Origin of the sequence: Chamaesiphon sp. VAR_48_metabat_135_sub, assembly GCF_031418915.1 — a bacterium.
Lineage (GTDB): Bacteria > Cyanobacteriota > Cyanobacteriia > Cyanobacteriales > Chamaesiphonaceae > Chamaesiphon.
The window spans coordinates 25,907-42,259 of the sequence record NZ_JANOJV010000056.1; the positions used below are offsets into that span (position 1 = coordinate 25,907).

6 protein-coding genes are annotated in these 16,353 nt (G+C 48.9%); all 6 read left to right on the top strand.

Annotated elements, in window-relative coordinates; all coding sequences use genetic code 11:
- Window positions 1-253 precede the first annotated feature (253 nt).
- The gene (locus RMO55_RS04315; protein ID WP_310424064.1) at window positions 254-3,718 is read left to right on the top strand and encodes an amino acid adenylation domain-containing protein; all 3,465 of its coding nucleotides are present in this window, start codon (window positions 254-256) and stop codon (window positions 3,716-3,718) included.
- A gap of 226 nt (window positions 3,719-3,944) precedes the next feature.
- Window positions 3,945-8,564 (top strand): polyketide synthase, encoded by a 4,620-nt coding sequence (locus RMO55_RS04320; RefSeq protein WP_310424068.1) that lies wholly within the window; start codon window positions 3,945-3,947, stop codon window positions 8,562-8,564.
- 281 nt (window positions 8,565-8,845) lie between these two features.
- On the top strand, window positions 8,846-9,913 hold the full coding sequence (locus tag RMO55_RS04325; RefSeq protein WP_310424071.1) for a MupA/Atu3671 family FMN-dependent luciferase-like monooxygenase: 1,068 nt from the start codon (window positions 8,846-8,848) through the stop codon (window positions 9,911-9,913).
- Window positions 9,910-10,650, top strand: a complete 741-nt coding sequence (locus tag RMO55_RS04330; RefSeq protein ID WP_310424074.1) for a hypothetical protein — start codon at window positions 9,910-9,912, stop codon at window positions 10,648-10,650. The genes RMO55_RS04325 and RMO55_RS04330 overlap by 4 nt, the downstream gene beginning before the upstream one ends.
- Window positions 10,651-10,817: 167 nt before the next feature.
- Entirely contained in the window at window positions 10,818-15,539 is a 4,722-nt protein-coding gene (locus RMO55_RS04335) for a non-ribosomal peptide synthetase (protein ID WP_310424077.1), read from the top strand.
- Window positions 15,540-15,721: 182 nt separating this feature from the next.
- Entirely contained in the window at window positions 15,722-16,123 is a 402-nt protein-coding gene (atpC, locus tag RMO55_RS04340) for an ATP synthase F1 subunit epsilon (protein WP_310424080.1), read from the top strand.
- Window positions 16,124-16,353 lie beyond the last annotated feature (230 nt).

Consider the following 16,353-nt stretch of genomic DNA (forward strand, 5'->3'; position numbering starts at 1 on the left):
TCTGTTAAGCACAAACCCGAAGAATCCCCCCTAGCCCCCCTTAAAAAGGGGGGAATTAGACTCTTTCTTAGTCCCCCTTTTTAAGGGGGATTTAGGGGGATTTAGATCTGCGCTCCACATCAAACAACCTTTCAATCATTTCCAAGATTTTTTAACCGCAGCGATTCGCGCTCGTCGGGTTCCCCGACGGTTTAGCGAATCAAGACAGAGGCGCAGAGGGCGCAGAGATCGGAACATTATTAATTATTAATTTATGAATCTACATCTACTAATTGACTCACTAGCCGATCGCGGGATTAAATTATCCATAGAAGGCGATGCACTCATTGTAGATGCGCCGCAGGGGAAATTAACCACTGAAGTGCGGGAGGCACTAAAGGCGCAAAAAGCTGAAATTGTCGCGTTATTGCAACAACATCGCGATCGCCAGCCTGTTAACGATTTACCTGTGCTTGTGGCTGCACCGGAGTCGCGGTATGAACCTTTTCCGCTGACGGATATGCAGCACGCTTTTTGGATCGGGCGGAGTGGGATTTTAGAGTTGGGCGGTGTTTCCAATCATGGTTATTACGAAATTGAAGGCGGGGATTTAGATGTCGATCGATTGCAGATCGCGCTCCAACGATTAATCGATCGGCATGATATGTTACGGGCGGTAGTAATGCCCGATGGACAGCAGCGAATTCTGGAGGAAGTACCACTTTATCGGATGCCTGTTGTGGATTTGCGGGGGAAGGCGGAGACTGAAATTGAAGCTGGATTGGCGGGGATACGGGAGGAGATGTCTCACCAGGTATTACCAGCCGATCGCTTTCCGTTGTTTGATTTTCGGGCGACGCGGTTGGATGGGGCGCGATTGCGGTTGCATATTAGTTACGATCTGCTGGTATTTGATGCGTGGAGCTTGTTTCGCCTGTTTGAGGAGTGGTTTCAAGTTTATCAGCAGCCGGATTGCGTGTTGCCCGCATTAGATATCTCGTTTCGGGATTATGCGATCGCCGAACAAAATCTCTGTCAAACCGAGCTGTATAAGCGATCGCGGGCATATTGGCTCGATCGGATTGATAAGCTACCACCCGCGCCCGATTTACCCCTGGCGAAAAGTCCCAAGGAACTCAAACAGCACCGCTGTCGCCGTTATAACGCGCAGATGGGGACGGCGGATTGGCAACGGCTGAAGCAGAAAGCGAAAAATATCGGGCTGACTCCTTCAGGGATGTTACTGGCTGCCTTTGCCGAAATTCTCGCCCTGTGGAGCCAGAATCCGCAATTTACGCTCAATTTGGCACTGTTCAATCGATTACCGCTGCATCCCCACGTCGATCGGCTGTTGGGAGATTTCACATCGGTAACACTACTAGGGGTAGATAATTCTGCGCCTGAATCGTTCCGAGATCGAGCAATGCGGATTCAAACCCAACTCTGGCAGGATTTGGAACACCGCTACTATAGTGGGGTACGGGTGACGCGGGAGCTAACCCGCCGTCAGGGGAATGTCCCGAATGCGATGCCTGTGATTTTTACGAGTACGTTGGGGTTTGCGGGAATCGGGCAGGAAACCTTGACATTTAGCCATTTTGGTGAATTAGTGTATGGAATCAGTCAAGCCTCACAAGCTTGGATGGATATTCAAGTGTGGGAGGAGCAAGAAACGCTGACGTTCAATTGGGATGTAGTGGAGGAACTATTTCCCGCAGGTGCGATCGATGAGATGTTTGCGGCTTACTGCGATTTGCTCCAACATTTAGCCGATGATGAGGCACTCTGGCACGAGCCACAGCCTCAACTGCTGCCGCCAGCGCAATTACTCGCACGGGAGGCGGTTAACGCGACAGATGCAGCGATTTCCGACGCATTATTACACGAACTGTTTGCCGATCGCGTGTTCCAAGCACCGGATAATATCGCCGTTATCGCTGCGGGTAAGTCCCTAACTTATCGAGAATTGAGCGTTCGTGTCACTTGCCTCGGTCATCGCTTGCGACAGCTTGGGGCACAGCCGAATCAATTAATCGGCGTGGTGATGGAAAAAGGCTGGGAACAGATCGTCGCTGTGATGGGGATTTTAGCATCTGGGGCGGCTTACGTGCCGATCGCGCCCGATTTACCGCCGGAACGCCTTCAGTATTTACTCAAACATAGTGACATCGAGATCGTCCTCACCCAATCCTGGTTAGAGGATAAATTACAGTGGGAAGATCGGATTCAGCGATTATTGATCGATACTGAAGATTTAACAACAAAGAGTAATGCACCACTCGAATCCGTCCAAACTCCCGACGACTTAGCTTATGTAATCTATACCTCCGGTTCCACTGGCTTACCGAAAGGGGTCATGGTGACACATCGGAATGTGGCTAACGTGGTAGTGTATACCAACCAACGGTTTCAGATCGGATCTACCGATCGGATATTAGCTGTAACCGCTCTCAATCACGACTTATCCGTGTATGACATCTTCGGACTGTTGGCAGCAGGTGGATCGATCGTCATCCCCGATGCACGGCTAGTTAAAGATCCCAACCATTGGGCGGAATTAATCCAGCGCGAACGGGTGACATTGTGGAACTCAGTACCGCCGATGATGGAAATGTTAGTAAATGCCGTCGGCGATACGCCATTTACTAGCAGTTTGCGCTTGGCGATTTTAGGTGGGGATTGGCTACCACTGAGACTACCCGATCGAATTCGCAACCTAGTACCAGCGATCGAATTATTGAGTATTGGTGGCCCCACGGAAACTACAATTTGGAATATCGGCTATCAGATCGGCGCAGTCGATCCCACTTGGAAAAGTATTCCCTACGGGCATCCGATGGCGAATGCTAAGTATTACATCTTAAATGAAGCCCTAAATAACTGTCCCACTTGGGTAGCAGGTGAAATGTATTGCGCTGGCGTACAAGTAGCCAAAGGTTATTGGCGCGATGAGGAAAGGACGCAGGCTAATTTTATCATCCATCCACGCACAGGTGAAAGGCTCTACCGGACAGGCGATCGCGGTCGTTATTTACCAGATGGCACAATCGAAATTTTGGGACGGGTAGACTTTCAACTCAAGCTACGCGGCTATCGGATCGAAGCAGGGGAAGTGGAAGCAGCCCTGATGCAACATCCCGCCGTGCAAACCGCGATCGTCAAAGTCATCGGCGACAGTCAGCAAGCGCGGTTGGTGGCTTATATCGTATCTGGATCGAATTTACCCACCGTCGAGGAACTGAGCGACTCCCTGGGGCGCAAACTCCCCGATTATATGGTGCCATCGAGTTTCATGTTTTTGGATGCTTTGCCACTATCTGTTAATGGCAAAGTTGACAGGCAATCATTACCGACACAACTGGATCTATTTCGATCGAGGGAGGTAGTATATACCGCCCCGCAGAATGAAATCGAACGTTCGATCGCGTCTATTTTCCAAGAAGTATTAGAAATCGAGGAAATCGGAGTGACTAATAATTTCTTCGATCTCGGTGCTAATTCACTGTTGATTACCACTGTTTATCGCAAATTAGGTGAGGTTTTACCCACACAAATTGCATCGATTTCGCTGGTGGATTTGTTTAATTATCCGACGGTGAGGGCTTTGGCGCAGCGGTTGATGCAAGCTAAGGATGTCAATGTTTTGAGGCAGCAAAGTGTGGAGGATCGGCAGAAGTTAAGTCAGGGGAAAGATCGGCTTAAACAACGATTGGAACGATCGAAATTGGCTAGTAAATAAGATCAATTCTCTCTACTCGATCTTCTCTGCGCTCTCTGCGCCTCTGCGGTTAAAAAATGAATAACCTTCGTAAAACCTGTTCAACCCCACCAATAAACTCGATCGGGCTGTTGGGGTGAAGCTTAGATCTGACCCACACCGCCCTACGGGCACCCCTCCTCGGAGGGGATTTTCCATCGCAGCTTAGTCGCGATCGATTACCAAAAAACAATAAAAATATAGTGATATGAATTCAAATTTTAACGGTTTAGAAATAGCAGTAATTGGACTGGCTGGCAAATTTGCAGGTAGTGAGACGATCGATGATTTTTGGCAAAATTTAGAGAATGGGGTCGAATTAATTACACCATTTAATGAGGGTGAGGCGCGATCTAATGGAATCGAGCGGGTTGGGGCGGTCTTAAAAGATGTCGATCGATTTGATGCTGCTTTTTTCGGTTTCAATCCTAAAGAAGCTGAAACAATGGATCCTCAACATCGGTTGTTTTTGGAATCGGCGTGGGAGGCTCTCGAAAATGCTGGTTATAGCTCGGAAAATGAGGAGCGATCGATCGGGGTATTTGCAGGTGTAGGGATGGGAACTTACCTGTTATATAACCTCAGTCCGAATCCAGGATTGATCGAATCGCGGGGATTTTTGCCCACATTAGTGGGAGTTGATAAAGATTATTTACCCACTCGTGTCTCTTATAAATTGAATCTCCGGGGGCCGAGTATCAGCGTGGGGACGGCTTGTTCTAGTTCCTTAGTTGCGGTGCATTTAGCTTGTCAAAGTCTGCTCAGTGGCGAATGTGACATGGCTCTAGCCGCTGGGGTGGCGGTGAAGGTACCGCAGAGTGAAACGACCCTCTCGCCGGATGAAATCGTGTCTCCCGATGGGCATTGTCGCGCTTTCGACTCTAATGCAAATGGCACTGTGGGCGGTAATGGGCTGGGAATAGTAGTATTAAAACGCTTAGAAGATGCGATCGCCGATCGCGATCGGATTTATGCGGTAGTCAAAGGTTCGGCGATTAATAACGATGGAGCGATGAAAGTTGGCTACACCGCACCCAGTCAGGAAGGGCAAGCCAAAGTGATTCGCGCCGCCCAACTGATGGCAGAAGTGGAGCCGGAAACCATTAGCTATATGGAAACTCACGGTACGGGTACGGCATTGGGCGATCCGATCGAAGTTGCGGCGATGACTCAAGCTTTTCGTGCATCGACAGATCTCAAACAGTTTTGCGCGATCGGATCTGTCAAAACTAATATCGGACATCTCGATGCGGCGGCGGGGATTACAGGTTTTATTAAAACGGTGTTGGCACTGCATCACAAACGGATTCCCCCCAGTCTTCATTTTAAGACTGCTAACCCCCAAATCGATTTTGCCAATAGTCCGTTTTACGTCAATACTCAACTCACCGAGTGGAAAACTAACGGTACTCCCCGACGAGCGGGTGTCAGTTCCTTCGGGTTTGGCGGTACGAATGTCCATGCCATTTTAGAAGAGGCTCCACCGCTCTATCCGGTAACGTCACAGCCGAGAGCTTATCAACTGTTGGCACTTTCCGCGAAAACAGATACCGCATTAGATCGATCGACAGCTAATTTGGTCGATCGACTCCAGCACGCCACGGATCTCAATTTAGCTGATGTTGCTTATACGCTCCAAGTCGGACGGTGGGCTTTAGAACATCGCCGGATTGCTCTTGTATCCAGTCTGGAAGATGCGGTAGAAGTATTTAGTGTGGGAGACTCCGATCGAGTATTCACCGGACAGTCAGCAGCCAGCAATCCGCCGATAATGTTCCTATTCCCTGGGCAAGGTTCCCAGTATGTGAATATGGGACGAGAACTGTATGAGAGCGAAGCTACCTTTCGATCGGAATGCGATCGCTGTATTTCTCTCCTTCAGTCTCAACATCAAATCGACATTCGCCCGATCCTATTTGCCGATCGAGTAGACGTAGAATCGGCGACTTACCAACTCACCCAAACTGCAATCGCCCAACCTGCCTTATTTACGATCGAATATGCCCTCGCCCAACTCTGGATCTCTTGGGGCGTAACACCGCAAGGAGCGATCGGACATAGTATCGGCGAATATGTTGCCGCTTGTCTGGCGGGTGTCTTCTCGCTGGAAGATGCCCTGACTGTAGTGGCGACGCGGGGACGATTGATGCAGCAGCAACCCACAGGCACTATGGTAGCCGTCAATTTGTCTGTCGGCGACCTTCAACCATTACTCGACGATTCGCTCTACCTGGCAGCCAGTAATAGCCCCGATCTGAGCGTAGTTTCGGGGACAGTTGAGGCGATCGCGGGACTGGAGAGCGAACTAGCTACGCGGGGGATTACTTGCCGTCCGTTGCATACCTCTCATGCCTTTCATTCGCCGCTGATGGAAGGCGCGATCGAGCCATTTATCGAATGCTTGCACGGTATTACTCTCAATCCGCCCCAGATGCCATTTATTTCCAACGTTACGGGGACTTGGATTACCCCCACAGCAGCTACCGATCCGCTGTACTGGGCGCAGCACTTGCGGCAACCCGTCCAATTTTCAGCCGGAATCGCCGAGTTATTAAATAATCCCGATGCTATCTTCCTGGAAGTCGGGGCGGGGCGAACTCTAGGCACCTTAACCAAACAACAGGCACCAGATCGGACTATTCTTTATTCCCTCCCCCATCCCCAGGATAAATCTTCGGATCTAGAATTGCTGCTCAAAACCTTGGGACAACTGTGGTTAAACGGCGTAGATATCGATTGGACTAGCTTTTATGCCGATCGTCAATGCCAGCGCGTCCCCCTGCCCACCTATCCTTTCGATCGACAGCGGTATTGGATCAACGCACCTGCGCTAAACGAGCCAAATCGCGCTCTGGTTACGCCAGTTAAAAAAGCGGATATCGGCGACTGGTTCTATATTCCCTCCTGGAAACGTTCGACTTTACCCACACTTGCACCGACAGATCGATCTCGTTGTTGGGTAATATTTAGCGATCCGGCTGGGTTCGCAGACTCGATGACACAACGCTTGCAGCAACAGGGCGAACGGGTAATTGAGGTCAAAATTGGTACTCAATATAGCCACGATCGTGATATTTATACGATCGATCCTAGCGATCTCAGCCACTATGAGACACTAATGCGATCGATTTTAGAGGTCGATCGATCTCCGATTATTACTCATCTCTGGACGTTGGGCGCGGATCTCTCTTTTGAGGAATCACAAACCCTGGGCTTCTATAGTTTGCTCTATTTAGCTCAAGCGATCGGACAGTCGCCGATCGATCGCGCTCATCCGATCCACATTGGGGTAGTTTCTAGCAATATTCAAGATGTGACGGGAATAGAAGTAATTCACCCAGAAAAAGCGACGATTTTGGGTGCGTGTCAAGTCATCCCTCAAGAATATACCCACCTCACTTGTAGCAATATCGATCTGGCAATTCCCGCCACAGATAACGGGACAATCGATCGGATTATTGCCGAGATTTTGGCTCAGGCTGCCAATTCATCAGCCCCGATTGTTGCCTATCGGGGTAATTATCGCTGGTTGCCGATCCACGAACCACTGTATTTAAAAGCGGCGACATCGCCAGCACCATTTCGCGATCGGGGGGTGTACCTAATTACAGGCGGCATGGGTGGAATTGGCATGGCAATTGCCGAACATCTGGCTAGCACGGTACGGGCAAAATTAGTCTTAGTCAGTCGTTCGCCGTTCCCACCCGAAACTGAGTGGACACAATGGACAGACACCCATAGCGATGGAGATGCGACGAAGATTGGGATTCAGAAAATCCAAGCTCTCGAAGCAATGGGAGCCGAGGTATTGGTGCTGAATGCCGACATTGCCGATCTAGAGCAGATGCAAGCCGTGCGCGATCGCCTGTACGAAACTTTTGGCGAACTTCACGGTATTTTCCACGCTGCGGGAGTTCTGGGCGATGGCATCATGCAGACTAAAACTCTTGAAACCGCCGCAGGCGTAATGCGTCCCAAAGTTCGAGGTACGCTCGTCCTCCACCAGATTTTTGGTGCGAGTCCGCTCGATTTCTGGGTGCTATTTTCTTCGCTCAGTGCCGTACTGGGTGGATTGGGACAAGTTGACTATTGTGCTGCCAACTGTTTTCTCGATGCTTTTGCCCGTTCTCAAGCGCAGAACCAGCAGCAGCGGATCTTGTCGATCGATTGGGATATGTGGCAAGAAGTGGGGATGGGTGCCGATCTGACGGGGCTGCCCGATTACTTAAAACAAAAACGCTTAGAAACTCTAGAAATGGGGATTGCCACCCATGAAGGGATGGATGGATTGGAGCGGATTCTCCAGATTGGCTGCCGCCAGATCTTAGTTTCGACGAAGGATTGGCAAGTAGTACTCGATCGCCAACAGCAACAGACAGGCATCGCCCCAGATCGCGATCTCGTTGGCTTAGATGCTCCTGTGGAGAATGCGCCGCCGTCGCCAGTAGCTACCGGACATCAGCGTTCGCTCCAATCTACTACTTACATCGCACCTACTAATGAGATCGAGCAACGGATTGCCGCACTGTGGCAATCACAACTGGGGATCGATCGAGTGGGCATCAACGATAACTTCTTTGAGTTGGGCGGACATTCCTTGCTAGCGGTGCGAGTAGTCTCGCAGATCCGCGAAATGTACCCAGTGGATTTATCGCTAGGCACATTGCTATTTGAAGCCCCAACAGTAGCAGGATTAGCCAGCACGATCGCCGAGCAACTCGATCGAGTAGACTCCGCCGAGGCTGATGAGGTAGCACGACTACTCGCAGAAATCGAACATCTATCGCTAGCCGAAATCCAAGCCCAGTTATCCCAAGTCGAGGATTAATATATCAATCCTCGACTCGTGAGTAGGGGCAATTCATGAATTGCCCCTACTCACATGCCTACTGTGTATACACAAGTTGGCTAGACTTCGTTTTCGATGGTGCTCTACCCCCCCAACCCCCCCTTGTAAAGGGGGAGGCTCTACTCCCTCCCCTTTACAAGGGGAGGGCTGGGGTGGGGTAACACAGACTACGCATCAACTCAAATAACTTGTGTATACACCGTAGTCTCACATCCTCGCTCGAAAACACAATCTTACAAATCAGTTAGGAGTGCTATAGGATGGAATTTAGTTTATTTTATTTCTCTGGGGATGGCTCCACCACTAACCGTGATAAGTATCGCCTGTTAATTGAAGGAGCCAAATTTGCCGATCGACATGGGTTGGCGGCGGTTTGGATTCCCGAACGACATTTTGATGCTTTTGGTGGCTTGTACCCCAATCCAGCGGTCGCTGGAGCCGCGATCGCCGCCCTCACCGACAACATTCAAATCCGCTCTGGTAGCGTGGTCATGCCCTTGCAAGATCCGTTGCGCGTCGCTGAAGAATGGGCGATGGTGGATAACCTCTCCCAAGGACGAGTCGGACTCTCATTTGCCCCTGGTTGGCATCCCAACGATTTTGTCCTGTATCCTGCCAAATATGCCGACAAAAAAGACATTATGTGGCGCGATATTCAAGTATTTCAGCGGCTGTGGCAGGGAGAATCGATCGAGCTAATCGGCGGCAATGGGAAGTCAGTTAGCATTAATACTTTTCCCCGCCCGTTACAACCTCAAGTACCAATTTGGATTACTTCGCTATCCGACGAATCATTTATCGAGGCAGGTAAAATCGGTGCAAATATCCTCACCTCCCCGCTGTATCAAAGTTTAGATGAAATCCTTCGCAAAATCACTTTATATCGTCAATCTTTAGCTCAAAGTGGTCGCGATCCGCAGAGTGGCAAAGTTGCCATGATGATTCATACCTTTATCGGTACCGATCTAGAGTCCGTTAAAATTAAAGTCAAACAACCGTTCAAAAATTATCTCAAAACTCATTTCGATCTAGTAGTTCGATCGGCTGGAGATCTGCGGTTTTCGATCGATCCCAATACCATGACTGCCCGCGATCTCGATGACTTACTGGAATTTAGTTTCGAGACTTATTTTAACGGCAAAGTATTAATGGGAACGCCCGCATATTGTCGATCGCTCGTCGATAGTTTGCAACAAGCTGGAGTCGATGAAGTTGCCGCATTGATTGATTTTGGTGTGGAATTTGATTGGGTAATGGAAAGCTTGGATTTGCTTAAAGATCTCAATGATACTTATACATCGAATCATCATCTAAAAACATTAGTATGAACGTTAATTGGCAGATTTTAATCGCGGCACTAGGCGGAGCAGCCATCGATTTTTTAGAGATTGCTGTAATTGCTTACGCAATCGCGCGATCGGGTTATAAAAAAGAAGCGATCGCGGGTAGTATTTTTGGCGTAATACTAGTTGGGATAATTGCCATCCCTTTTGGCGGCATCTTGCGATCGATTCCCCTCAATTGGCTAGAAATTCTCGTCGGCGTAACATTACTCTGGTTTGGTTGGCGATGGGTAAATAAATCTATCAAACGGCTAGCAAAAGGCAAACGAGCGGGTTGGATGTCAGACGATCCACTTGCTGCCGAAGAGATCGTATTGGATGGGCAAAATTTGGGATTCAATCAATTAAATTTTTGGGTGATGGCAAAAAGTGCGATCCTCGAAACTTTTGAAGTTGCTATCTTAGTTGTCACGTTAGGATTAGCTTCGGGTGCGTGGTATGAGTCTTTAGCTGGCACGGCGATCGCGCTCGTATTTTCAGTACTTATTGTCACGGTTTTACACAAGTATTTATTAAATGTACCAGAGGTATTAATTAAGTTAGGATCTGGCATTTTATTAGGTAGTTTGGGGACGTTTTGGTTGGGCGAAGGATTAGGTTTTGATTGGTTATTTGGGGATTTCGCGATCGCGGCAATTGTCACAGCTTATAGCGGTTTGAGTGCGATCGGCTGGTGGTGGCTCAGGCGCGATCTGGGTGAGGTGATTATGAATGAGGACTGAATAATATACACATTTACTGTCATCCCACTGATTGACGGACAAATCTTTTCGGGTAGGTTGGGTTGAAGAATGAAACCCAACATTTCTAGGGTGTTTGAGTGTTTGTTGGGTTTCGCTATCGCTCTATCCAACCTACAAAATTATTTTCTATCCACTATTCTATTCACATGAACGACTTATCAAAACGAATTGCCGCACTATCACCGGAACAACAAGCATTATTAAAACAACGCTTAAACTCACAGGCAACCCAGCCAGCTAAACAATTAGCCATTCAGAAACGAGATCGATCGCAAACAGTGGTTTCCTTCGGGCAACAACGGATGTGGTTTCAAGATCAGTTAAGTACTAAAAGTGCGGTTTCTAATAATATCCCAATCTCGCTCAAGATCGCTGGAGATTTGAACATTGCCGCCTTAGAAAAGAGCCTCAAAGAAATCCTTTCCCGCCATGAAATTCTGCGTACAACTTATCAGACGATCGAGGGTGAATTAATTCAAACCGCGATCTCGATCGATAATTGGCAATTGTCGATCGTCGATTTGCGATCGATCTCCCCAGCGCAACAAGCACGAGAAATCGATCTCCTGACGATCGAGCAGGCTTGCGAACCCTTTAATCTAGCCACCGATCTGTTATTGCGAACGGTATTAGTCCAAGTCGCACCCACCGAGTATATCTTATTGCTCAACTTGCATCATATTGCCTCTGATGCTTGGTCGATCGGCGTGCTATTTCGAGAACTCAGTCCCCTGTATGCCGCATTTACGCGCGATCTACCGTCGCCACTCGCCCCGTTACCGATTCAATATGCGGACTTTGCGGTATGGCAGAGACAATACATGCAGGGCAAAGTATTAGCTGATGGGATGGCATATTGGAAACAGCAATTGCACCATGTCCCCGAATTATTGCCCTTACCGAGCGATCGTCCCCGCCCTGCCGTTCACTCATTTACGGGCAAAACGCTGTCTCTGACGCTCTCCAAACCACTGGTTGACTCGCTTAGATCTCTATCTCAGCAAAATGGAGCCACATTATTTATGACGTTAACAGCAGTGCTGCAAACGTTACTGATGCGGTATAGCAGTCAGGAGGATATTTCGATCGGTTCGCCGATTGCCAATCGGGTGCAGCCAGAAGTCGAAAATTTAATTGGCTGTTTTATCAATACCTTGGTGTTAAGAACCGATCTATCGGGAGATCCTAGCTTTAGTGTCTTACTCCGGCGGGTGCGCGAAACTGTCTTGGGTGCTTTAACTCACCAAACCCTCCCGTTTGAAAAATTAGTCGAAGAATTACAGCTAGCGCGAAATTTAACCTATGCGCCGTTGTTTCAGGTGATGCTGGTGTTCCAGAATACCTTCGCGATCGAGAATATCGAACTACCTGGATTGAATGTCCAACATAGTCGGATCGACAACCAAACATCCCAATTCGATTTCACTTTTCACTTTGTTGAAGCAAATTTTGGGCTGATTGTCAAGTTAGAATATAATACCGATTTGTTTGACGAGCCGACGATCGATCGCTTGTTCGGACATTTTCAAACCTTGTTAACCGCCATTGTCGCCGATCCCGATCGCCCGTTGTCGGCACTGCCATTACTAACGCCGATCGAACGCCAACAGTTACAAGCGTGGAGTCAAATCGCCGTCAATGATGCCCCAATTACCTGCATCGATCGCTTGTTTGCCGCACAGGTAGCAAAAACCCCCGATGCAGTCGCCGTCATCGCTGGCGATTGCCAATTAACCTATCGCGAACTCGATCGACGTACCAATCAACTCGCCCATTATCTCCAAAATTTAGGCGTTAAACCAGAAAGTTTAGTCGGGATCTGTGTCGATCGATCGATTGAAACGATCGTCGGTTTATTAGGCATTATCAAAGCTGGCGGCGCATATGTACCGATCGATCCCAACTATCCAGCCGAACGCTTGGAGTTTATCTTTGCTGATGCTCAGGTATCGGTTTTATTAACTAAAAAATCCCTCGTTGCCAAACTGCCAAAATTCGATGCCCTTGCGGTGTTGCTAGATGCGGATTGGGACAAGATCGAGCTGGAAAGTGATACAGATTTAGCTGTTTCTCTGCCGATCGTTGGCGGAAAGCCCGCTTCCCTGGAGAATCGCCTCGCCTACATTATCTACACATCTGGCTCAACCGGACAACCCAAAGGTGTAATGGTGCAGCATGATTCTTTGGCAAATTATACCGCCGCCGCGATTGAGGAATATGCCATTAGAGATCGCGATCGCGTGCTGCAATTTGCCAATCTGAGTTTTGATGCGGCGGCGGAAGAAATTTTCCCCTGTTTGACGTGTGGGGCGACACTGGTATTAAGAACCGAAGAGATGCTCAGTTCGATGGCGATTTTTCTCCATACCTGCCAAGAGTGGCAAATTACCCTGCTGGATTTGCCTACAGCCTTCTGGCATCAGATGGTAACAGAAATGGCAACCCAGAAATTAACCCTACCCGACACGATCCGGTTGGTTATTTTGGGCGGTGAAAAAGCCGCGCGAGATCGCTTTATAACCTGGCAAAAACTGGTTAAACCTCACGTCCATCTTGTCAACAGTTATGGGCCGACTGAAGCCACAATTGTCACCACTACGATCGATTTATCCGCACTCACAGATGAAGAATTAACCGGACGCGAACTACCGATCGGTAAACCAGTTGCCAATGCCCGCACCTATATCCTCGACTCTGCACTCCAACCCACTCCCATCGGCATCCCTGGCGAATTGTACATCGGCGGGATGGGCGTGGCGAGAGGCTACCTCAATCGCCCCGATCTCACCGCACTCGCATTTATCCCCGATCCCTTCAAACCCGATGCCCGTCTGTATAAAACAGGCGATCGCGCCCGCTACTGGGCGGATGGGACGATCGAATTTCTGGGGCGGATCGATCGACAGGTGAAAATACGTGGCTTTCGGATCGAATTGGGCGAGATCGAAGCCTTATTGACTCAACATCCCCAAGTGCGCGAAAGTCTAGTTATCGATCTCGCCGATGCCAATGGGGATAAGCAAATCATCGCCTATATCGTGCCGGAATCTGGCTCTACACTGAGCATCCGCAGCCTGCGCCGTCTGCTAGAAAGCCGATTGCCTAAATATATGATGCCAGCCGGATTCATGCTGCTAGAATCCTTCCCGCTCAATAGTAATGGCAAGATCGATCGCCAGATGTTACCCGCGCCCGAACTAGATCGATCGGATCTCGATCGAGTATTTATCGCCCCACGCAATCCAATTGAGACAGAAATTGCCCGCATGATTGGTGAGGTATTAAATCTCGCTCGCGTTGGTGTCGATGATGACTTTTTTGAATTGGGCGGACATTCTTTACTCGCCACTAAACTAATCGCGCGATTGCTATCCCAATTTGAAGTACCAGTATCGATCGTCGATCTATTTCAATCGCCGACGGTTGCTGGTTTGGCAGAGTGCGTCGAGCGACTTTCGATCGATAATAAATCGTCACTACGCCCAATCGTTCGCGCAGCGTCGCTCTCGGCGAATCGAACCTTCTCAACATCAGCACCGCTCTCATTTTCCCAGGAGTCAATCTGGGCGTGGCATCATGCAGGGAGTACCAGCGCGGCACTCAATAGCTCGATCGTCATCCGCATCGCTGGCGATCTTACCCCTGCTGTCGTCGAGCAAAGTTTTAACGAAATAGTCCGCCGCCATGAAATTTTACGCACGGTATTTCGCGAGGTTGACGAACAACCGATCCAGTTTATCTTACCAAGCCTGCACTTGCCTTTGAATTATCAAGATTTACAGCCCTTACCGCCAGCCGAACGGGAATTAGCAGCTTATAATTTGGCGGTAGATCTCGCCATGCCGGAATTCGATTTAGCCGTTGCACCACTGCTGCGAACCCATCTGTTGCAACTCGCACCGCAGGAACATTGGTTAGTGCTGACGATGCACCACATCATTACCGATGGCGGTTCCTTCAGTCTGCTCTTAGCTGAATTGCATCAACTCATCCAAGCTTACGAGCGGGGTTTGCCCTCCCCCTTGCCCCCTGTCCCGCTGCAATATGCCGATTTTGTCGCTTGGCAACAGCAGCCAGAGCATCAAGTTGAAATCGATCGCCAGTTAGCCTACTGGCAGCAAAAATTAGTCGCTAGTAATGGAAATGCTGACCCCGCTGTCTCGGCCAAAACCTTGACTTTTGAGTCTAAATATGCGTTTGCTGCGTTCCCCGACGATCTGGCTGAGGCGATCGCTGCCTTGAGTCAAGCCCTTGGCGTTACCAGTTTTGCGATCCTCACGGCTGGATTACAACTGGCTCTAGCGGCTGAAAGTGGACGAACAGAGGTCGCGATCGTGACCACGATCGGTAATCGCACGGTGCCCCAAACTGAAACCATGCTGGGCTGCTTTATCAATGAAACGATCTTAAAATCGCAACTTCACCCCGATCTGACTGGCAAAATGTTACTCGATCGACTCCAAGTGGATATCTACGAGGCAATCGCCCATAAAGATGTCCCATTTGAGTCGGTACTCGCCCAAATCGATCAGCACGCGCCGATCGATCTGATGGCGAGTCTGACTGTAACTAACTCCACTCAGGGTTTAGCTACCATCCCCAATTGGGAACTAGTTGTCATGCAAACCCGAACCCAACAATGGGATGATATTTCTGCCGAACTCTACGATCTGGTCACGCCCTTGGAGTTTTATGTGGAAATGTCTCAACCAATGCGGGTGATGGTTAATTATAGTATCGAAAGGTATACCCAAGAGTCGATCGATCGACTACTCGCCAACTATCGATCGATCCTGACCAAACTCACAACCGCACCAGCAGCTACGGTAGCACAGCTACTGGCTACGGTGCACACACAAGTGGATTAGACTTCGTTTTTGATGGTGCTCTACCCCCCCAACCCCCCCTTATAAAGCGGATGCGCGTACTGTTCGGGTTCCCCGACAGTGTAGCGCACCAAGCAGGGGAGGGGGCTTTTACAAGGGGGTTGGGGGTAAAATCTCTGCACGCCATCAAGCTCGAACCCAACTATAAAAACTAACTATAAAAGATGACATTAGCAGTAAAAGTAATTGCTCCAGATAAGACCGTCTGGGACGGCACAGCAGACGAAGTAATCTTGCCTAGCACAACTGGTCAGTTAGGTATTTTGACAGGTCACGCATCGCTTTTGACTGCATTAGATACTGCGGTGATGCGCGTTAAATCTGGTAAAGATAAATGGATCCCAATCGCTTTGATGGGTGGCTTTGCTGAAGTTGATAATAATGAAGTAACTGTACTAGTTAACGGTGCAGAATTAGGCGAAACCATTAATAAAGAACAAGCTCAGAAAGATTTGACTGAAGCTGAACAGAAATTAGCTACTACTCAATCTGGTACACGTCAAGAACAAATCCAGGCTACTCAAGCTTTCAAACGCGCCCGCGCTAGACTACAAGCCGCAGGTTAGTTGTTTGCAATTGGAATAATTATTGTTCCCAAACGCTAATACCTCATACAAAACAGCTCCCTAATTAATTGATTAGGGAGCTGTTTTGTGTTTGATAGAATAGGAGTTCCAAATTCAAACTCATACCAATTTCTTGAATCAAAGCGACAGATCTTTACCCCACCCAACCTCCCCGAAGATGCGGGGAGGAGCCAATCTGTCGTTTACTCACTTTAAATTGGTATCAGACA